The sequence below is a fragment of the Deefgea salmonis genome (genome assembly GCF_020531905.1).
Lineage (GTDB): Bacteria > Pseudomonadota > Gammaproteobacteria > Burkholderiales > Chitinibacteraceae > Deefgea > Deefgea salmonis.
Genome location: NZ_JAJAWG010000001.1, coordinates 80823 through 101453 on the forward strand (window position 1 = coordinate 80823; position 20631 = coordinate 101453).

The 20631-nt window shown below is 48.3% G+C and carries 20 protein-coding genes; 13 read left to right on the forward strand and 7 right to left on the reverse strand.

Annotation, left to right across the window (positions count from 1 at the left end):
• The first annotated feature begins 108 nt into the window (after nt 1-108).
• From LG219_RS00370 to kdgK, 4 genes are all read left to right on the forward strand, one after another.
• Entirely contained in the window at nt 109-1092 is a 984-nt protein-coding gene (locus tag LG219_RS00370) for a TRAP transporter substrate-binding protein (RefSeq protein WP_226762571.1), read from the forward strand.
• A 343-nt stretch (nt 1093-1435) separates the two neighbouring features.
• Nucleotides 1436-1915 carry a TRAP transporter small permease gene (locus LG219_RS00375; RefSeq protein ID WP_226762572.1) on the forward strand — a complete coding sequence of 160 codons (480 nt, stop codon included), beginning with the start codon at nt 1436-1438 and terminating at the stop codon, nt 1913-1915.
• Nucleotides 1916-1917: 2 nt separating this feature from the next.
• The gene (locus tag LG219_RS00380; RefSeq protein ID WP_226762573.1) at nt 1918-3225 is read left to right on the forward strand and encodes a TRAP transporter large permease; all 1308 of its coding nucleotides are present in this window, start codon (nt 1918-1920) and stop codon (nt 3223-3225) included.
• Between the two features lie 288 nt (nt 3226-3513).
• Nucleotides 3514-4455 (forward strand): 2-dehydro-3-deoxygluconokinase, encoded by a 942-nt coding sequence (gene kdgK / locus LG219_RS00385; RefSeq protein ID WP_226762574.1) that lies wholly within the window; start codon nt 3514-3516, stop codon nt 4453-4455.
• Nucleotides 4456-4683: 228 nt separating this feature from the next.
• Here the strand turns inward: kdgK and LG219_RS00390 are convergent, their stop codons facing one another.
• The gene (locus LG219_RS00390) at nt 4684-6018 is read right to left on the reverse strand and encodes an NCS2 family permease (protein ID WP_226762575.1); all 1335 of its coding nucleotides are present in this window, start codon (nt 6016-6018) and stop codon (nt 4684-4686) included.
• Nucleotides 6019-6441: 423 nt separating this feature from the next.
• On the opposite strand from LG219_RS00390, the gene LG219_RS00395 reads away from it, so the two are divergent.
• From LG219_RS00395 to adk, 8 genes are all read left to right on the forward strand, one after another.
• The gene (locus tag LG219_RS00395) at nt 6442-7053 is read left to right on the forward strand and encodes a MotA/TolQ/ExbB proton channel family protein (protein ID WP_226762576.1); all 612 of its coding nucleotides are present in this window, start codon (nt 6442-6444) and stop codon (nt 7051-7053) included.
• A 237-nt stretch (nt 7054-7290) separates the two neighbouring features.
• The gene (locus tag LG219_RS00400; RefSeq protein WP_173534436.1) at nt 7291-7716 is read left to right on the forward strand and encodes an ExbD/TolR family protein; all 426 of its coding nucleotides are present in this window, start codon (nt 7291-7293) and stop codon (nt 7714-7716) included.
• A 74-nt stretch (nt 7717-7790) separates the two neighbouring features.
• The gene (locus LG219_RS00405; protein WP_226762577.1) at nt 7791-8465 is read left to right on the forward strand and encodes a DUF4145 domain-containing protein; all 675 of its coding nucleotides are present in this window, start codon (nt 7791-7793) and stop codon (nt 8463-8465) included.
• A 704-nt stretch (nt 8466-9169) separates the two neighbouring features.
• A complete protein-coding gene (lpxK, locus tag LG219_RS00410) occupies nt 9170-10216 on the forward strand; it encodes a tetraacyldisaccharide 4'-kinase (protein ID WP_226762578.1) in 1047 nt (348 codons plus the stop codon).
• Nucleotides 10206-10385, forward strand: coding sequence for a Trm112 family protein (locus tag LG219_RS00415; RefSeq protein ID WP_173534433.1), 180 nt, complete (start codon nt 10206-10208; stop codon nt 10383-10385). The genes lpxK and LG219_RS00415 overlap by 11 nt, the downstream gene beginning before the upstream one ends.
• Nucleotides 10382-11161, forward strand: coding sequence for a 3-deoxy-manno-octulosonate cytidylyltransferase (gene kdsB, locus LG219_RS00420; RefSeq protein WP_373314809.1), 780 nt, complete (start codon nt 10382-10384; stop codon nt 11159-11161). The genes LG219_RS00415 and kdsB overlap by 4 nt, the downstream gene beginning before the upstream one ends.
• Before the next feature lie 14 nt (nt 11162-11175).
• Nucleotides 11176-11559 carry an MAPEG family protein gene (locus LG219_RS00425; RefSeq protein ID WP_226762580.1) on the forward strand — a complete coding sequence of 128 codons (384 nt, stop codon included), beginning with the start codon at nt 11176-11178 and terminating at the stop codon, nt 11557-11559.
• A gap of 70 nt (nt 11560-11629) precedes the next feature.
• Entirely contained in the window at nt 11630-12286 is a 657-nt protein-coding gene (gene adk / locus LG219_RS00430) for an adenylate kinase (RefSeq protein ID WP_226762581.1), read from the forward strand.
• A gap of 169 nt (nt 12287-12455) precedes the next feature.
• Here the strand turns inward: adk and LG219_RS00435 are convergent, their stop codons facing one another.
• The 6 genes from LG219_RS00435 to tsaE all read right to left on the reverse strand — a co-directional run bounded on the left by LG219_RS00435 (nt 12456) and on the right by tsaE (nt 19538).
• Nucleotides 12456-13244: a crotonase/enoyl-CoA hydratase family protein gene (locus tag LG219_RS00435; RefSeq protein WP_226762582.1), complete on the reverse strand. Its 789-nt coding sequence runs from the start codon at nt 13242-13244 to the stop codon at nt 12456-12458.
• Nucleotides 13245-13757: 513 nt separating this feature from the next.
• Nucleotides 13758-14393, reverse strand: coding sequence for a PEP-CTERM sorting domain-containing protein (locus LG219_RS00440; protein WP_226762583.1), 636 nt, complete (start codon nt 14391-14393; stop codon nt 13758-13760).
• A 207-nt stretch (nt 14394-14600) separates the two neighbouring features.
• Nucleotides 14601-15545: a tRNA (adenosine(37)-N6)-dimethylallyltransferase MiaA gene (gene miaA, locus LG219_RS00445; protein WP_226762584.1), complete on the reverse strand. Its 945-nt coding sequence runs from the start codon at nt 15543-15545 to the stop codon at nt 14601-14603.
• 87 nt (nt 15546-15632) lie between these two features.
• A complete protein-coding gene (mutL, locus tag LG219_RS00450; RefSeq protein WP_226762585.1) occupies nt 15633-17603 on the reverse strand; it encodes a DNA mismatch repair endonuclease MutL in 1971 nt (656 codons plus the stop codon).
• Nucleotides 17604-17709: 106 nt separating this feature from the next.
• Nucleotides 17710-19035 carry an N-acetylmuramoyl-L-alanine amidase gene (locus LG219_RS00455; RefSeq protein ID WP_226762586.1) on the reverse strand — a complete coding sequence of 442 codons (1326 nt, stop codon included), beginning with the start codon at nt 19033-19035 and terminating at the stop codon, nt 17710-17712.
• Nucleotides 19032-19538, reverse strand: coding sequence for a tRNA (adenosine(37)-N6)-threonylcarbamoyltransferase complex ATPase subunit type 1 TsaE (tsaE, locus tag LG219_RS00460; protein ID WP_226763187.1), 507 nt, complete (start codon nt 19536-19538; stop codon nt 19032-19034). Before tsaE ends, LG219_RS00455 begins: the two co-directional genes overlap by 4 nt.
• Here tsaE and queG point away from each other — a divergent pair, their 5' ends adjacent.
• Nucleotides 19539-20615 carry a tRNA epoxyqueuosine(34) reductase QueG gene (queG, locus tag LG219_RS00465; protein WP_226762587.1) on the forward strand — a complete coding sequence of 359 codons (1077 nt, stop codon included), beginning with the start codon at nt 19539-19541 and terminating at the stop codon, nt 20613-20615.
• Nucleotides 20616-20631: the final 16 nt, after the last annotated feature.

The following is a 20631-nucleotide window of genomic DNA, read 5'->3' on the forward strand; positions in this document are numbered from 1 at the left end:
CTGCGATATATCACCAATAAAAATTAAATGCGGGTTCGATTGCTGGTTTAGGTTTTAGTTATTTAGATAGTTGGAATGGTTTTCTTTAATTAAGGGTGTAATTCAATCATGAAAAAAACATTATTAAGTAAAATGATCGCCTCTGCTGTAATTTTGGGATTTGTTGCTGCGCCAGCAATGTCTGCGGTGAGAATGAAACTAAGCCACAACCAAAGTGTGCAGCATCCAGTTCATATCTCGATGAAGTATTTTGCCGATCGCGCCAAAGTCCTTTCTAACGGCGATGTGCAGATTCGGATTTATCCAGATGGCTCATTGGGCGATCAAAAAGATTCATTAGAGCAAGTACAAAATGGCGCGATTGCTTTGGCAAAATCCAATGCTTCTGAGCTAGAATCATTCCATAAACCATATAGTGTATTTAACTACCCCTATATTTTTAACGATAGCAATCATTTTTACAAAGTATTGTTTAGCCCAATTGGTAAAGATATTTTAGCGTCTTCAGCATCTAAAGGCTTTATCGGAATTGCTTATTACGATGGTGGTGCGCGTAGTTTTTATGCTAAAAAACCAATTAAATCACCCGCCGATTTAAAAGGCATGAAAATCCGCGTGCAGCCAAGTAAAACGGCGATTGAAATGCTCACCGTCATGGGCGCTAACCCAACGCCATTGTCGTTTGGTGAGTTATATACCTCATTGCAACAAGGGGTGGTCGATGGTGCAGAAAATAACCCACCCTCATTTACCTTAAATCGCCATAGCGAAGTGGCGAAGTTTTTTAGTTTAGATGAACACACCATGGTGCCCGATGTATTGGTAATGTCGACTAAAGTCTGGAATAAATTATCCGATGCGAATAAAAAAGCCATTCTACAAGCGGCCGAAGAATCAACTAATAAAATGCGCACGCTATGGGCAGCGAGTGAAAAAGTTGAATTAGAAAAAGCCAAAAAAATGGGGGTGAGTATTGTTGCTGTGGATAAGAAACCATTCCAAGACGCAGTGAAACCTATTTTTGATAAGCTCAAAGTGAGTGATCCAGCAACCTATGAGCAAATTGAAAAAATCCGCGCATTAGGTCGTTGATTTTGTTTTGAGGTCAATGCATTCATAAAATTAAGCACAAATACTTTAAATGATCGACTAAGTATTTGTGCTTTTTTTATGATCTATATTTTGTGATTAATTACGTTTTTCCTTCTTAGTTTCTGATTGGATATTTGTTCCAGCGCAATTATTGCAAGGCGTAAATCGTCGATGATGATGTCTTGAAATTAAATTGTTTTAAATAAAATGATTTTATCATTCAATTGCACAAAGGTTATCTAAGAACGTGCGCATTATGATGAGCTCGATACAGAGACGGGTAATGTCAGGGTAAGGTTGTGCAGGAGCTGAATTATATTTATAAGTAGTTAAGGATAATATTATGGAATTGATTAAACGCTGCTTGGATTATGTTTTATCAAAATTGATTATTTTTCTGTTTTCAATTTTGCTCATTTGCATTGTTTGGCAAGTGTTGGCGCGTTGGATGGGGGTGAATAGTACATTTACCGACGAAGGTGCGCGGTTTATTTTTATTTGGGTGGGTTTGTTTGGTGCTTCTTTAGCGCATGGACAGAAACGACATTTGGCGATTGATTTATTAACCAGTCGTTTATCGGGGTGTCGCAAAGTATGGTCTGATCGATTGATTCATTGCTTGGTGATTGTATTTTCTGTTTCGGTGATGGTGGTCGGTGGCTATATGGCGATGCTCAATACCCAAGGTCAAGTGTCTAGTGCGATGCATATCCCAATGTGGATTATCTATTTAGCGATTCCCCTCAATGGTTTAGCCATCACTTTTTATAGCTTGAATGATTTACTGCAAGCAATGAAAGCGCCACAGTTACAAGGAGCATAATCATGGATTGGTTTGCGCTGTCGGTTTTATTTGGTTTGTTTTTTGTTTTGATTTTCTTGGGTTTACCTGTTTCATTTGCCATTGGTTTGTCGTCAATTGCCACTTTGGTGTTTGCTGCAGATATTCCGCTGACGTCGAGTTTGATGACCATGGCGCAAAAAATGGCGTCGGGATTAGATAGCTTTGGTTTATTAGCGATTCCATTTTTTATTCTGGCCGGCAATATTATGAATCGCGGTGGTTTGGCGATTCGCTTGATTAATTTTGCCAAAGTGCTGGGTGGCCGTTTGCCTGGTCCTTTACTGCATTGCAATGTGCTGGCCAATATGATGTTTGGTGCATTGTCCGGCTCGGCCGTTGCGTCGGCCGCGGCTGTGGGTGGGGTGATGGCGCCACTCCAAAAAAAAGAAGGCTATGATCCGGCGTTTTCTGCTGCGGTGAATATTGCTTCTGCCCCTGTGGGTTTGCTGATTCCACCTTCAAATACCTTTATTGTGTATTCCTTGGTGTCGGGTGGTACTTCGGTAGCGGCGCTGTTTTTAGCCGGTTATTTGCCCGGTATGTTGTGGGGTGGCGCGTTGATGTTGATTGCCGGTTTGATCGCCAAAAAACGCGGTTATGTGGCCGAACAAAAACCAACTTTAAAAGACTTTATTTTTTACGGCAAAGCCGCGATTCCTTCGTTAATGCTGATTATCATCATTATGGGCGGTATTTTGTCGGGCCTTTGCACGCCGACTGAAGCTTCGGCCATTGCCGTGGTGTATTGCTTGGCGCTGACTTTTTTATACCGCGATTTAAGCCTTAAAGATTTACCCAGTATTATTTTGGAATCGGCCTTGGTGACTTCGATTGTGATGCTATTGATTGGCGTTTCAATGGGGATGAGTTATGCGATGGTGTTTACTGATATTCCAGCGACCATTAGCGAGGGTTTATTGGCGATCTCGGATAATCCAATCATCATTTTATTAATTATCAATTTGGTGTTTTTGGTGGTTGGCTTCTTTATGGATATGACGCCCGCGATTTTGATTTTTACCCCGATTTTTTACCCGATTGCCGTGCTTGAATTGGGCATGAATCCGATTCATTTCGGGGTAATGATGACCTTTAATCTGTGCTTAGGGATTTGCACGCCACCGGTGGGGAGTTCGCTATTTATCGGTTGTTCGGTGGCTAAAGTGTCGATCGAAAAAGTCATTAAGCCTTTATTGCCTTTATACGGCGCGATTGCGGTAGCGTTGTTGTTGGTGATTTTTGTACCAGAAATTTCAATGTTTATTCCTAATTTGTTCGGTTACGAATAATTCAATTTTCGCTTTACTTTGGCGTGTGGCAGGCCGCCGCCGGAGTAATTTAAGCTATAAAAGGCCTATTGATCAGAGGTTAAGCGAAGCGCTTTTGACTCTTCGCAGAATTTGCTCAGCTAGCAAAGCATTGCATGCGCTGGCAAGCCCGCGTTTACTAGTTCTAATCCGTTTTTTGACTACTTATACCCCTTGTTTTTATGACAAGGCCTCAATACTTGCTTGATTAACACAGCAGATCTTGACGGCGATTGAAGTGCCGTCGATTTGAATGGAAGTGATCTCATCATGAATAAAACAGCACAAGGTATCGCTTTAATCGGCGAATGTATGATCGAACTTCGCCGCGAGCCAACGCATTTAAATTATCGCTTTGGTGGCGATACGCTCAATACGGCGATTTATTTGGCGCGCCAGCTCGATGCCGCGTTTGAAGTGCGTTATGTCACCGCTTTAGGCGTGGATGGCTTTAGCCATGAAATGATGCAAGCTTGGCAAGGCGAGCAAATTTGTACTGATTGGGTGCTGCAAGACCCATGCCGTTTGCCCGGCATGTATTTGATTGAAACCGAAGACAGTGGCGAGCGGCATTTTCATTACTGGCGCAGCGATTCGGCGGCTAAATATTGGCTGCAGCATCCCGCAGCGCCTAGCGTGTTGGCTGGTTTGGCAGAGTGCCGCATGATTTATTTATCAGGGATTAGTCTGGCGATTTTAAGCGCCGCTGATCGCGCGGTGTTATTGGCTGAGCTGCAAAAAGCCAAGGCCGCCGGCAGCCAGATTGTGTTTGATAATAATTACCGCCAGCGTTTGTGGGAAAGCCGCGAAGTGGCGCAAGCCAATTACCGCGCTATTTTGCAATTGGCCGATATTGCCTTGCTAACGCTAGATGATGAAGTGGCGCTGTATGGCGAAGAATCGGTCGCGGCGGTGATTGCGCGAGCTCAAGCGTGCGGCGTGACTGAGGTGGTGATTAAGCGCGGCGGTAGCGCGTGTATTGTCGCCACCGCAGACATGCAAATTGAAATTTCGGCCGAGCCAGTCACTAAAGTGGTGGATACCACGGCGGCAGGGGACTCATTTGCTGCTGGCTACTTGGCCGCGCGTTTGCAAGGCATGGATTATCCAGCGGCAGCGATGCAGGCGCATCGTTTGGCCGGGATTGTGATTCAGCATCCGGGCGCGATTATTTCGCGTGAAAATATGCCGAGCGCGACGGTTGCGGCTTAACGGCAAACCAAATACTTATGCCTTTGCTTCAGAAGAGCGGCGTAGGAGCGGGCTTGCCCGCGAAGGTTTTCCTTGTTTGGGTCGCATTCTCGGGCGAGCCCGTGCCGACAAATGCACGCTTTTTGTGGGGTTCTGAAGCAAAAACAGGATCAAATAAAGCCTTATCCCGATGAACTCGGGATAAGGCTTTTTTTAAGTGTGATCAGTGCTAAGGGCGATCACAACGCTTTAGTGTGCGTCGACCCAGAAAAACTTAAGCGCAAATAAACCCGCCACAATCCAAGAGCAAGGGTGGATTTCACGCCAGCGGCCGGTGCCGGTTTTCATCACGCAATACGCAATAAAGCCCATCGCTACGCCCTCGGTAATCGAAAACGTAAACGGCATCATCACGGCCGCAATAAAAGACGGTACGGCTTCGGTGAGGTCTTCCCAGTTGACTTTGGCCAGTTCAGAACACATCAACACGCCGACAAAAATCATTGCGCCAGCGGCAGCATACGCCGGTACCATGGCTGCCAGCGGCGAGAAAAACACCGCCAGCAAAAATAATACCCCAACCACAATCGCCGTTAAGCCGGTACGCCCGCCGACAGCCACGCCTGAGGTGCTCTCGATATACGCCGATGTGGCCGAAGTACCCAGCACCGCACCACTGATTGAGCTTAAGCTATCAACCACCATCGCTTGCTTCATGCGTGGGAAACGGCCTTGTTCATCGACCATATTGGCGCGGGTGGTTACGCCAATTAAAGTGCCCGACGAATCAAACAAGTTGACCAGCAAGAATGAAAAAATCACCCCAGCCAAAGCGATGTCGAGCGAGCCCATTAAATCGAGCTGGCCCAGCACGGGCGACATACTCGGTGGCAATGCCACCACGCCTTTAAAGCTCACGTCGCCCAAAAAGTAACCCAAGGCAGTAGTGACCGCAATCGAGATCAAAACGGCAGAATGAATGCCTTTTTGCGCGCAGATACAAATAATAAAAAAGCCCAAAGCGCCCAAAATACACGGGATCGACGCTAAATTGCCCACTGCCACCATCGTGGCAGGATTAGCCACCACAATGCCGGTGTTTTGTAAGCCAATCAAGGCAATCAATAAACCAATCCCGGCGGTAATCCCTACGCGCAAGCTGTGCGGAATGTTGACCACCAACCAGTAGCGCACGCGCAACAGCGTGAGGATCAGCATACCGAGCGCGCCCCAAAAAATCGCGCCCATGCCGATTTGCCACGAGTAGCCCATGCCGGTGACGACGACAAAAGCAAAAAAAGCATTCAGCCCCATCGCGGGCGCAATGGCAATCGGTAGATTGGCAACCGCACCCATTAAAATGCAGCTCAGCCCCGTCACCACGCAAGTGGCCACAAACACCGCTTGTGGATCCATCCCCGCGTTCGACAAAATCTGCGGATTGACAAAGATGATGTACACCATCGTTAAAAAGGTGGTGACCCCAGCGATGAACTCGGTTTTGGCATCAGAGCCATGGCGCTGTAGTTTAAAAAAACGCTCGAGTAGACTCGTCGGCTCGGCGGTAGAGGGCGCTGGATTCATGGGGTTCTCAAAATAAAAGCTAAAAATAAAATACGTTGTCAATCGACGATTGCTTGCATCGCGCACTGGCGGTCCCGCAGAAGTTGGTTCGTGAACTTTAAATGGCAGACGTGTTTAATGGACAATTCTAAAGCAATCTGGCGTTAAAGACTGCATTGAGCATTCACATCAAAGGCGGTTGCCAGGAATCAATCGGTTTTTTAAGGCTTATTTTTCGCGGGTTTTTGCTTGAATGATCCTGTTTGGCGTCGCAATTGTGGCATTGGCGCGGCCAAGGATATGGCAAATATTCGGCGTGGATCGCGATTTTGTCTTCGCGCAGTGTGAATCTTATTTAAATCTTCGGCGCTAACCCTTCCCCTTACACCGTATTCGGGCTAAAGTTACGCGGTTTTTGCCATTCGTCTAATCAAGGGTTTTATTATGCTCGCTATCATCGAGGCCGCAGGCTGGCCCATCTGGCTGATTATCGCTGCGTCTATTGCAACGGTGACCATTATTATTGAGCGTTTGCTGTCCTTACGTAAAACATTGGTGTTGCCGCAAGGTACTTTGGCCAAAGTGGTGCAAGAGTATCGTAGCCAAGGCGTTACGGCAGAAAGTTTGAATAAATTGTCAGCCTCTAGTCCCTTGGGCAAGGTGTTGGCGGCGGGCTTGAAAAACGTAAAAAGCTCGCGCGAAATCATGAAAGAATCAATCGAAGAAACCGGCAGCGCCGTTGCGCATGAGTTAAATCGCTATTTGTCGACTTTAGGTACGCTGGCTGCGGTGACCCCACTATTGGGTTTGTTTGGTACCGTGATCGGGATGATCGAGATTTTTGGTTCGCAAGCCCCCAGTGGCGCCGGTAATCCAGCGGCGTTGGCGCACGGGATTTCGATTGCGCTGTATAACACCGCTTTCGGGATTATCGTTGCGGTGCCAGCGTTGATGTTTTATCGCTATTTTGCCAGTAAGGTCGATGACTTTATTGTTGAGATGGAGCAGCAGGCGATTAAGCTGGTTGAGATTGTCCACGGCGAACGCCACCAATAAAAAAACGGGCTGCGAAGCCCAAATACGGCGTTAAAAAGCGACTCAAAATCCTCATTTACCTATATGTAAACTCCGGTTTTTCGTCGCTTTTTGCCTTGTCTTTGGACTTCTCGCTCCGTTTTGAGCATTGCTAGCGTGAATCTGCATATTTTGTGTGCATCAGTTCCTGCGCTCTTAGCGCCCAACTCGAAACGGGCGCTCGCTACTTTAAAACGCTCTTTGCAGGCGGTATAAAACATGAAATTCAATAAAGGCCGTCGTGGCCGCATCGATCCGGAAATCAACTTTATTCCCTTGATCGACGTGCTGTTGGTGATTTTGATTTTCTTGATGGCAACAACCACGTATTCCAAGTTTGCCGAGCTGAAAATCAACCTGCCAACGGCCGATGCCGTGAAGCAAGAAGAACAACCGCAATCGATTCAAGTGGGTATTTCGGGTAACGGGCAGTTAATGATTAACGGCCAACCCGCGCAATTTAATAGCCCCGACGATTTCGCGGTACAACTACGCCGCGCCGCCGGCAGCAACGCCGAGCCGATGATCGTCATCAATGCCGACGCACAAACCAGCCACCAAAACGTCGTCAACGTCATGGAAGCAGCAAGGGTCGCCGGCTACGGCAAGCTGACGTTTGCTACGCAGACTAGCGGGCAGAAGTGATTGGATTGATCGTTAAAAACGGCGCTGCGGCGCCGTTTTTTGTGTAAGTGATAAAACTTGTTACTTTGGAATGTATGACAAAATATGTAGCCCCAGAAATATCACTAAAAGCTTTTAACTGTCCTTTATGTGGAGTCTTGGCGCACATTAAGTGGGGTTGGCTTGCTTCATCTAGGCCTGGTTCAGGGCATCAGTATCTTGAGGCGGTATGTAGTCATTGTGAAGAAGCTAGTTTGTGGCGTGCTATCAAGACAAATACTAATGGTTTTTCTTCTTATGCGACTGAAGGTGAAATGCTCTATCCCTGTTTTGGTCTTGCGCCATTGCCTGAAAAGGATATGCCTGAAGATGTTATTGTTGATTATATGGAAGCGGCAACGATTTTTTCTAAATCACCGCGAGGTGCCGCAGCTTTATTGAGGCTTGCTTTACAGAAGCTTTGTAAACATTTGGGAGAGAAAGGGGAAAATATTAATGAAGATATACGTTCTCTAGCTGCAAAGAATACGATTCCTCCTATGGTTGTTAAGGTTGCGGATACAGTACGAATTGCTGGAAACAATGCAGTTCACCCCGGTGAAATGTCCGATGAAGATTTTGACCTTGTAGCAGCTAAAATGTTTGATCTATTAAATTTCATTGTAAAGAAAGGTATTTCAGAGCCTAAAGAATTAGAGGCTTTGTATTGTATGACGCCAGAAGCGCCGAGAAAAAGTGCCGAAGCACGTGATGCAAAGGCAAAGGTTTAAGCACGTAAGATGGGTTGAGCCGTGTTTTTTCGGCGATACCCATCAATCGCTGGCTCTATTTGATGGGAGTCGCTTTGTTCCACCCATTCTACTGATGTATTCGCTTTTGGGGTTTGGTTGATAAGGCTTAGCGGGCAATACATCTGTTTTTTTTACAATGTTCAGATTTAGTGTTGGTGCTGTGCCGCGCTCGTCGTGCTGGGACTTAAAATCCCGTCTAAGCGCACCGAGTGAGGAGAGAGACAAACAGCTATATCGTTTGGCTCACGACGATCGAGGGCACAGCGGAGCTGGGTGCGCTCGGGTCGCCTTTCTTTCCCCCTCTTTCTTTGGCGAGTCAAAGAAAGAGGGTCCCCGTCGCGGACTGCGACTGTAAACAGCCGTGCCGCAGGCACTTAAAACCATCAACACGTAATCTGAACATTGCCGTTTTTTTTTTGTGATGTTCAGATTGTGTGTTGATGCTGGTTATAGCATCGCGGCATTCCCTCTCCCTTGATGGGAGAGGGTTAGGGTGAGGGTGATACGATGGCGTTTAGCGTAACGCCCCCCAAGGCGGAAAAGTGCGGTAGTCGCGTAACTCACGCCGTGTCGCGTGGCTTGGTTTTATTAATCGGCGCTGATGCGCTGATCCGCTGTTGTTCTGTCTGAATCCAATTGACGGGTTACGCCTAAAGGCTAACCCGCCCTACGATGATGTGTTTATGAATATTGAATCTTTTCTCAACCGAATTTGGTATGGCCGCCTAACGTTTTGGGCGGTTTTGCTGTGGCCGCTTTCCATGCTGTTTGCGCTACTCGCTAAGCTCAATGCGCTGCTGTTTCAACTCAAAATCAAACACTCGACGCGTTTGCCGGTGCCGGTGGTGGTGGTGGGCAATATCACGGTTGGGGGTACGGGTAAAACGCCGTTGACGATTTATCTGGCGCAGCAATTAACGCAGCTAGGTTTGCAGGTCGGGATTATTTCTCGCGGCTATGCCCGCAGCGGCGATGATCGCCATACGCCGCTGGCGGTGACGGTTGATAGCGATCCGGCGGTGGTGGGCGATGAGCCGCTGCTATTGGCGCGGGCAACTCAGGTGCCGGTGTTTGTCGCAAGGCAGCGCGCGAGCGCGGGGCAGGCGTTGTTGGCAGCGCATCCGGCGGTGAATGTGCTTTTGTGTGACGATGGTTTGCAGCATTACGCTTTGGCGCGCGATATTGAGTTGTGTGTGATTGATGCCGCGCGCGGTTTAGGTAATGGTTTACGTTTGCCGGCTGGGCCGCTGCGCGAACCGCGTGGGCGTTTGGGACAAGTTTCGGCAGTGGTATTGAATGGCAAGCCAGATGTGGATTTGCTTGGCGAGGCATACCCACCGCAGTTTGTAATGCAATTGGCGGCGAGTGCTTGCTATCAATTACACCACCCCGAGATCAAGCGCCACGCGGCGGATTTTGCTAGTGAATCGCTGACGGCGATGGTGGGGATGGGCAATCCTGCGCGTTTTTTTGCCACGCTGCGCGGTTTGAATTACCAGTTTATTGAGCAAGCAATGCCCGATCATCATGCTTTTTGCGCTGCCGATTTGCCCGCTTGCGGCGCGATTATGGTTACGGAAAAGGATGCGGTGAAGCTCGCTGCCTTAAATTTAATGGCAGACGGTGATAGAATCTGGGTCTTGCCAGTGACAGCGCAGATTGAACCGAATCTGGCGGACTGGCTGCAAGCTACTTTATCTGCAATTACGGAGTATCAAAATGGACGCTAAGCTACTGGAAATTCTAGTGAGCCCAGTTTCAAAAGGCCCTTTGATTTACGATAAGGCCAAGCAAGAGTTGATCTCCAAAGCAGATCGTTTGGCATTCCCAATTAAAGACGGCATCCCGGTGATGCTGGTGAGCGAAGCGCGCGAACTTAGCCCAGAAGAGTTTGAATAATGAGCTTTGTGGCGATTATTCCGGCGCGACTTAATTCAACGCGCTTGCCCAATAAGCCTTTGGCCGATATTGGCGGCAAACCGATGGTGGTGCGGGTGGTTGAGCAAGCTTTGCGCTCAAATGCCTCCATGGTGGTGGTCGCTGCCGATGCGATGGCGATTCAAGATGCGGTAACGTTGGCGGGCTACGCCTCGTTGTTAACGCGAGCTGATCATGCCTCTGGCACCGATCGATTGGCCGAAGCGGTGGATCGTTTGGAGCTGCCCGATGACGCCATTGTGGTCAATGTGCAAGGCGATGAGCCTTTGATTGATCCAGAACTCATCAATGCCGTAGCCGCAGCGCTGAGCGCTAATCCAAGTTGGGCGATGGCCACCGCGAGTCACCCGATTGCCGATGCGGAAGAGTTTTTCAATCCCAATGCGGTGAAAGTGGTCTGCGATGCACAGCAAAAAGCGCTGTATTTTAGCCGTGCGCCAATGCCGTGGCACCGCGATGCTTTTGCTGCTGACAATGAAGATACCGACTGGGTATTGCCCGCTAATCTAGGTGCACAAAGGCATATCGGCCTATACGCCTATAGAGCGGGCTTTTTACGTCAGTACCGTGATTTAGCGGTGTCGCCGCTCGAGCAAGTGGAGGCGCTAGAGCAGTTACGCGTGCTCTGGCATGGTTTTGCCATTGGGGTGCATATTGCCAGTAGCGCGCCAGCCGCTGGGGTTGATACCCCTGAAGATCTAGCGCGAGTGCGCGCAATCGTTGCCCAGCAGGGCTAATCAGCGAGGTCGATATGCAGATGGTTGCTTTGTACGCCGCATTACTGTGCCTGCTCTATCTGTATTTGACCTTGCGCGTGATTACGCTGCGGCGAAAATATCGGGTCGTTCTTGGTGATCAGCAGCAACCTGAGTTAAATCGAGCGATTCGGGCGCACGCTAATTTTGCCGAATACGTGCCGTTTTGCGTGCTGTTGTTGTTTTTACTCGAAATGCAAAATGCGCCGCATTTATTATTACAAGGCTTGGGTTTGGCTTTATTATTAGGCCGAATCTTGCATGCTTATGCGATTAGTCAGCTTAAAGAGCCGCTTAAATTCCGCGTTGCTGGGATGCTGCTCACTTTGATGACCATGCTGATTGCTGCGCTGGCTTTGTTATTTAATATCTTGTTTTAAATATAAAAAATATTCTCTTTGCCTTGAGCACTACTGAGTACTCATACTTTCAAACCACGAGGAAAACACCATGCGATTAATTCTTTTGGGCGCGCCAGGCGCTGGTAAAGGGACACAGGCGAACTTTATCCGCGAACAATTTGGCATTCCACAAATCTCGACTGGCGACATGCTGCGCGCTGCGGTTAAAGCGGGTACGCCCTTAGGGCTAGAAGCAAAAGCCATTATGGATGCCGGCGGTTTGGTACGCGATGACATTATTATTGGTCTGGTTAAAGAGCGCATTGCGCAAGCCGATTGCGCCAATGGTTTCTTGTTTGATGGCTTTCCACGCACGATTCCACAAGCTGAAGCGATGATCGCGGCGGGTGTTGATATTGATTACGTCGTTGAAATCGACGTGCCAGACGCCAATATCGTTGACCGTATGGCCGGCCGTCGTGTGCATGTGGCCTCTGGCCGTACTTTCCACATCAAATACAATCCACCCAAAGTGGAAGGCATTGATGATGAAACGGGTGAGCCTTTGGTGCAACGTGATGACGATAAAGAAGACGTGGTGTTAAAGCGTTTGGGCGTTTATCATGAACAAACCGAAGTCTTGGTTGATTTTTATGGCAAATTGGCCGCCTCTGGTCATGGCAATTCACCTAAATATATCAAAATCGATGGCACGCAAGCCGTTGATGCTGTGCGTGAACAAACACTCAAAGCATTGGGCGCTTAAGTCGTATTGATTTTGTTATTTGCAATACAAAAAGCCACTTTCAATCGAAAGTGGCTTTTTTATGGCTAAAAAATAGATCTTTTGAGAATACTTGTGGATTTGCTGGACGACTTTTAGTCTCAAGCGCATCGACATTTTATTTAAATCGGCCGCTTACGCCGACAAAGCCTTAATCGTATTGGCGCGGCGCAAATTCGACCTCATGCCCTTTGCCGGCTTTTCGGGCTAAGCGACTATTTTTGCCCAGTAGTAATTTAAGTTGCCAGATTTTCTCGAGACGCAACGCTTTGCTTGGCTTGAGGTACATGGCGTTGATTACTTGCTTGCCGGCGTGCAAAGCGTCGGGGGATTGCTGGCAAAGACGCTCTGCGAGTTCGATGGCGGCGGTTAATGGCGTCTCGGTGACCGTGCTAATTAAACCCAGTGACTTGGCCTCGGTGCCATTCAAAATTCGTCCGCTAAAGGTGAGCTCTTTGGCGATATCACTGGCGACCAATCCGCGCAGCGTTTGTGTAATGCCCATATCGGGCACCAGCCCCCAGCGACTCTCCATGATGGACAGTTGACAATCGGGTGTAGCAATTCGAAAGTCGGCTGCTAAAGCCAGCTGCATGCCCGCACCAAAACAATGGCCATGCAAAACGGCGATCACCGGAAACGGTAGTGTTTGCCAAATTAAAAATGCAGTCTGAAAAACACTTTGGCCGGGTTTAATCAACTGCCAAAATGCAAATAAACGATTTTTGGGCTGATTTAAATCGTTTAAATCAATCCCCGCACTGAATGATTCACCTTGCCCCATCAGGATGACGCAACGAATTTGTTTGTTGTTTTTGAGCTGCTTGGCGGTGGCAATTAAATCCATTAATAGCGAAAAAGGCATTGCGTTGCGTTTTTCTGGACGATTGAGTGATACATAGGCAATGGCGCCTTTGATCTCTAAAAGTAAATTAGGCATGCGATGACTCTTTGATGGGGGGGCGCATTTGCGCCAGTTTAGCGGGTTGGGCGGGGCGCTTAAGTCTTTCTTTGCTCAAAGATTGTGCCAGACAACGCTAAATAAGAAGTAAAAACAGTTGTTTAAAACGCATTGGCGTCGTCATTTATGCGACGGTCTGCAATTTAATGTTTGATGAGCAGCTTAAAGTCAGGGTTATCCGCTACTGAGTAATCGGTTCGATGTCGAGCCTTATTGGATTGTTGATGATGATCCAATCATTTTAATGCCGTGGCAGATATTTTTTTGATGGTTTTAAGGTGGGTGTAAAATTGGTTTTTACGATTTGACGGTATTGAACTGGTGGTTTTTTATTGGAAATTAATTTTTTGGTGCTTGTGTTTTATGGGTTTTGATCTTTAGGTTTTTAATAGTAATAAACTAGATAGGGTTGTATGAAAATTATGGCATATATAGAATTGTTGCCCAATAAAAAACGCCATTAATGGCGTTTTTTATTGGGCGCAGTATTGATTAATATTTACTTTTTGTATCGTGGCGTGATTTACGATGGCGGGCGGCGAGTAAACCGACTAGACCGAGCCCCATTAATGCATAGGTTTCTGGCTCTGGAACAGGCTGAGTAATACTCACCATCGAACCATACCCTGTTTGATTACTGGCTACATAAGTGCCATAGCGCGTTTGGCCGTCGGAGAAGGTTGCCGCTACTTTGGCGCCAATAAAGCCTGCGCCATTAATCCCGTTACAATCAATGCAACTCAATAAATCAGTATCAACACCAAAAATAAATTTTTGACCAGCAGCGAATGTATTGCCAGCAAAATTAAAGGTAACTTTTTGCTTGCCATCTAACGCTGCATCGCTGGGGGCCGTTGCTGAAACACCGCCAGTTGATGTATTAATCACTAAGCCTGAATAGCTATTTCCTGGGTTCGCTGCGGTGGTATCAAAAAAACCGCCAATTGGGGTTAAGTCCCAAGTTAATGAGGTGATGTATTCGCCAGCGGTTGAAGTGTTAAAAAATTGAAATGCATTATTGGTGCTAAAAGTGGTGCCGCTGATAATTTGCCCACTTGCAGAGATCTGCGCAAAAGACGAAGTGCTCAATAGGGCGGCAATAATTGCAAGTTTTTTAAGATGTTTCATTACATGCTCCGTACGCAGTTTAAAGTGGGCAAATCTCAGATGAGTTGTTGAGATATTGCATTAGCTTTAGTTTTAAATTGAAATACGGAGTAAAGCAAGAGTGCATTTAAATTTATTGACAAATGGTAATTAATTAATCTCTTATGTAATGATTTAATGATTTGTTAATGTGTTATTTATTGTGTTTATTTGCTATTTTTTGTTTTTTTAATTTCTGTGTAATTTTTTTAAAATTAATTCTAATGATTCTGTTTCTGCATTATTTCTAGTGCAGTCAATTAAGTCGCAATCCGCCATGCCGCGTAACCAAGTGAGTTGACGTTTAGCCAGTTGTCGGGTGGCGGCAATGCCTTTTTCGCGGCAGGTGGCTAAGTCGTATTCTCCGTCTAAATGGCTCCATGCTTGGCGGTAACCGACGCAGCGCATGGACGGTAAATCCAGATTGAGCGGGTATTTGGCGCGTAGCATTTGCACTTCGGCCAATAAACCGTTATTGAGCATTTGATCAAAACGCAGCGCAATTCGCTGGTGAAGTACTGAGCGATCACTTGGAACTAAGGCAATTTTGAGTAAATCGTAGGGGAGTATCTCTCTGGCGGGCTCAGCCAGTATGCTCGACATGGCTTTACCCGACAAAATGCAGACTTCTAAAGCGCGCTCGATTCTTTGTGTGTCATTGGGGTCAAGCCGAGCCGCGGTGATGGGGTCTAATGCGGCTAATCGTTGATGCATCGCTGCCCAGCCTAGCGCTTGGGCGTCAAGATGGATTTGAGCGCGCAGTTCGGCATCGGCCGTGGGTAGGTCGTGAATGCCTTGTTGCAAGGTGTTGAAATACAGCATGGTGCCGCCAACCAGTACCGGTACTTTACCGCGCGCGGTAATGTCGTCCATCAAGGCGCGGGCATCAAGTCTAAATTGCGCGGCTGAATAGACCTCAGTAGGGGCGATAATGTCGATTAAATGGTGCGGCGCCGCCGCAAGTTCGGCTTTGCTGGGTTTGGCACTGCCAATATCCATGTCTTTAAACACTAAGGCCGAATCGACTGAAATGAGTTCAACCGGCAGTCCGAGCTCTATAAGCCGTATGGCCGTCGCCGTTTTGCCGCTGGCCGTTGGCCCCATGATGAAAATAGCAGGAGGAAGTGGATTCATGATTGGGGGGCCGTGGCAAAAGTAGATCGATTAAGTTTGGCGTTGCAGCTTTGCGTCGTGGTCATACTGGGGGCAGCACAAAATTCATTACTGTCCTCGCATAAACATTTTATCAAGGTCATTCATGGTGAGGCGAAACCACGTCGGGCGGCCGTGATTGCATTGGCCGGATCGCTCGGTGACTTCCATTTCGCGCAGTAGCGCGTTCATTTCTGGCAGCGTGAGCTGACGATTGGCGCGCACCGCGCCGTGGCAGGCCATGGTGGCCAATAGCTCGTTGCGACGACCGGAGAGCACTTGCGAGACGCCCACTTGGCGAATATCGCGCAGCATGGCTTGGGCTAATTCAACGGGATTGCTGTTTTGCAATAACATCGGCACGGCGCGAACCGAGAGCTGTGTGGGCGACGTGACTGAGATTTCTAGCCCTAAATCGGCGAGTTGCTCACCAAAGTCTTCGACGGTGGCGATGTCAAATTTGTCGGCGTTAAATACATGCGGTATGAGTAAAGGCTGCATCGGCATATTGGCTAAATCGAGTGCCGTTTTGAGTTTTTCATACACCACGCGCTCATGCGCAGCGTGCATGTCGATGACGATCAGGCCTTCGTTGGTTTGGCTCAAAATATAAACGCCATGCAATTGGCCTAACGCAAAACCCAGTGGCGGCGCGCCGTTTTCATCACTCGGCGGTAGCTTGGTGCGCGGTGTTGCTAGCCATGGTGCAGGCTGATCAACGCTAGCGCCACCGATCTTCGCGCGGTGCTCAGGCTCGGGCGTGTTGCTGATGATTGGCGCAACGGGCGCTGGATCAATCTGTGCGATGTCTGCGGTCGATGCGGCGGTGCTGGGGGCGCTAGCGGCACCTTGGCGCAAATCGGCAAACATCGTTTCGTAAATCTGCAGCCCTTCGCCTGCCGTTGGGGCAAGGGGTATCGATTGCTGACGATACGCCATTTTGGCGTAATCTTGCGGTTTGTAGTTGTTTTCTTGGGGTATTGCTAGCGGGGCTTTTATTTCTCCGGTTTCGGTGTCAATACCCTCGGGTAACTTACCGGCTTTGGTTTGAGCAAGCGCTTTCGATAGGCTGGTTAGCAAAAAGCGATAGATGGCTTGGCTTTCGCGAAAGCGCACTTCGATTTTGGTGGGGTGGACGTTGACATCCACGCCTTCGGGGTCGAGCTCTAAAAACAGGCAAAATGACGCGTGCAGATTATGGTGCAGCACATCGCGATAGGCTTCTTTGAGCGCATGCATCACCACTTTGTCGCGCACAAAGCGGCCATTGACAAAAAAGAATTGCGCTTCGCGACTGGTTTTGCCCAGTGTTGGAGAGCCGGTAATGCCATGTAGACGTAAGCTGCCTATCCCTTCGTCAACCACAATGCCCGATTGCACAAATTCATCGCCGACAATCGCTGCGGCGCGTTTGGCTAAATCACCCGCCAGCCAGCGCTGCTGCGCTTTGCCGTTGTGCAGCAAGGTGATTTGAATTTGCGGGTTGGCCAGCGCCAAGCGTTCAACCATGCTCAGGCAATGGGCGTATTCGGTGCTGTCTGATTTTAAGAATTTTTTTCGTGCCGGCACTTGCGTATACAGCTCGTGCACTTCGATGGTGGTGCCGCAGGCTAAAGCGGCAGGCTCGGGCTCAAGTAAATGACCATGGTCGGCTTCAACTCGCCACGCGTGGGCGGATAATTGACCGTTTTCAGTAAAGCGGCTGGTTAAACTCAACCGAGAGACGGAGGCAATCGAGGCCAATCCTTCGCCGCGAAAACCCAAAGTGCCGACCTTGGCTAAGTCGTCCATGCTGCTGATTTTGCTGGTGGCATGGCGATGCAGGGCAAGGCCCAGATCGTCTTTGGCAATGCCGCAGCCATCGTCAATGACTTTTATCAGTTTGCTGCCGCCAGCGTGTAATTCAATTTGCAAGCTTTTGCTGCCGGCATCAATGCTGTTTTCTAAGAGTTCTTTCAATGCTGACGCGGGTCGTTCAACCACCTCGCCGGCGGCGATTTGATTGACAAGGTGATCGGAAAGTCTTTGGATGCGTGGCATGAAGTTAAACGATGGTCAAAAAACAAAAGAGGCTGAAGTATACCAGCCTGTTGGATTGACGATGCAGTCGATCCAACAGGCATTACACCGGCCAGATGGATGGGTTTTAGCTGTGGGCGAGTCGTGTTTTGGCCAGTGGTGGGTTTTTAGCAAAGTAGCGCTTAATGCCTTGATGTAAGGCTTGGGCCATTTTGTTTTGATAGGCGTCAGAAATGAGCTTTTGTTCTTCTTCTGGATTCGAAATAAACGCGGTTTCGACCAAAATCGATGGAATATCTGGCGCTTTAAGGACTGCAAAATTGGCTTGTTCAACGCTAGGTTTATGCAGACGATTGATGTTGCCGATTTCACCGAGCATGGCTTTGCCCAGCTTCATACTGTCATTAATCGTTGCTGTCGTCGTTAAATCCATTAAGGTGCGTGCCAAATACGGATTTTCAGTTTTGATTTTAATCCCACCAATTAAATCAGCATCATTTTGCGTTTGCGCCAGCCAGCGCGCTTGACTGCTGGTTGCGCCGCCTTCAGACAGCGCAAACACCGATGAGCCATTGGCACCGGGGCGCACAAAGGCATCGGCGTGAATGGAGACAAATAAATCGGCGTTGACCGCGCGGGCTTTTTTAACGCGAACGCCCAGCGGCACAAAATAATCACCATCGCGGGTTAGCACCACGCGCACATTGGCTTCATTTTCGAGTAAAGCTTTGAGTTTTTTGGCGATTTGCAAGACAACCACTTTTTCGTGCGTACCCGATGGCCCAACGGCACCGGGATCTTCGCCTCCATGACCAGGATCAAGCACCACAGTAATTAAGCGATCGACTTTGAGTTTATTACGATCGACCGTATTGTCATTGGCTTTACTGGGTTCGACGGGCTTGGTGGGTTCGATGGGCTTGGCCGCTTCGGCAACTTTGGGCTCCGCCGGTTTGGCCGGTATGGCGGTAGCGGCGCTTGGGTTGTCGTTAAGTAAGGCCAGTAGGGGATCGTTTTGTTCGGTCGGATAAAGGTCAATCACCAAGCGATGCTTGTATTCTGAGAATGGCGCGAGGGTAAAGACTTGTGGGCTGACTTGGGTTTTTAAATCTAAAACCAAGCGCACTGTGCCGGGCTTATTGCGCGCAGCGCGCAGTAATTTGATATACGGATCATCGCCGCCGACTTTGCCGGCCAAACTTTGTAATTCATTGTTTAAATCAATGCCGTGCAAGTCAATCACCAAGCGCTCTGGATCTTTAATCATAAATTGATTAAACGGTAGCGGCTCAGACGATTCAATGGTGACGCGGGTATACGCGGCCGATGGCCAAACGCGCACCGCAACGACGCTGGCGTTGCCAGCCAGACTGACCGGGCTCACCGATAAAATCAAGGTCGCGGCGGCAGCACGCAATACGTCACGGCGATTTAAATTTAGTTCGCAATTCATGGTGCGGCTTGGATTGCTAAGGTCAAAGCGTTCTGACATGTTTGGCCTAACTCACTGGTGGCGAATAATAAAATTTTTCGGCCTTCGCCTTCGGGGCTTAATTGAATAATCCAATCGGGCGTGGGGAGTTGTCCGCTGGCTTTATCGGCCCATTCAATTAAACACACTGATTCGGCATTAAAGTAATCTCTAAAACCGGCGTCTTCCCATTCGCTTGGATCATTAAAGCGATATAAATCAAAGTGATAAAAGTATAATTTAGAATCGGCTTTAAGTCCAAGCAAAGGGTAAGGCTCTACTAAGGTATAAGTTGGGCTTTTGACGCGACCCGTAAAGCCAGCACCGCGTAAAATGCCACGCGTGAGCGTGGTTTTGCCTGCGCCCAAATTACCTTCTAAAAACACCACCATGCCCGCGTGCAATACTTGCGCAATATGGCGGCCAAATTCCAATGTGGCGGCTTCATCATTTAAAACAGCGCTGAACGCGGTATCATTTGCAATATGACTGAATTTATACATTTACCACCCAATGATCAGGTTATGGTGCAATCGATTAAAGATTGGGCGCACCAGCTTGGCTTTGCCGCTGCGGCGATTGCCAATATCGATTTAAGCCATGCCGAATCCGATTTAACCCAATGGTTGGCAGCGGGTTATCACGGCGAAATGGATTATATGGCAAGGCACGGTTTAAAGCGCGCCAGAGCGGCAGAATTAGTGCCGGGAACTTTATCGGTGATTACTGTTTTTATGCCGTATCTGTCTGGCGGTGCTGATCCAGAAGCCGTTTTGGCCGATACCGATAGGGCGTATATCTCTCGTTACGCCTTAGGGCGTGATTATCACAAAGTTTTGCGGCATCGTCTGCAAGAATTGGCCGAAAAAATTACCGATTTAATTGGCCCAATGGGCTATCGGGTATTTGTCGATTCAGCGCCGGTGCTTGAGGTCGAATTGGCCAAGCAAGGTGGCAATGGTTGGCGTGGCAAACATAGTTTATTAATTAATCGGCAATATGGTTCTTTCTTTTTTATTGGCGAATTGTTTTTAGATATTGCCTTGCCGGCCGATCCTCCGATGCCCAAAGAGCATTGCGGTCAATGCACTGCGTGTATTGATGCGTGTCCGACGCAAGCGATTGTTGCGCCGTATATCGTGGATGCTCGGCGGTGTATTTCTTATTTAACCATTGAATTAAAAGGGGCGATTCCCATTGAGTTTCGCGCCCAAATTGGCAACCGCGTGTATGGCTGCGATGATTGCCAATTGGTGTGCCCATGGAATCGGTTTGCCAAAACCAGCCCTGAAACTGATTTTGTGATTCGCCATGGTTTGGATGATGTGAGTTTATTGGCACTGTTTGCTTGGTCTGAAGCTGAGTTTCAACAAAAAATGGCCGGGAGTCCGATTTACCGAATTGGTTATTGGGCGTGGTTAAGAAACTTGGCCGTTGGTTTGGGTAATGCAAACACTTCGCCAGCGGTGATTGCCGCTTTACACGCTCGGCGCGATATTGACCATGACATGGTGCGTGAGCATGTGTTGTGGGCTTTAGCGCAGCATGGGGTATTGGCTTAAAGCCTAATTAATACAA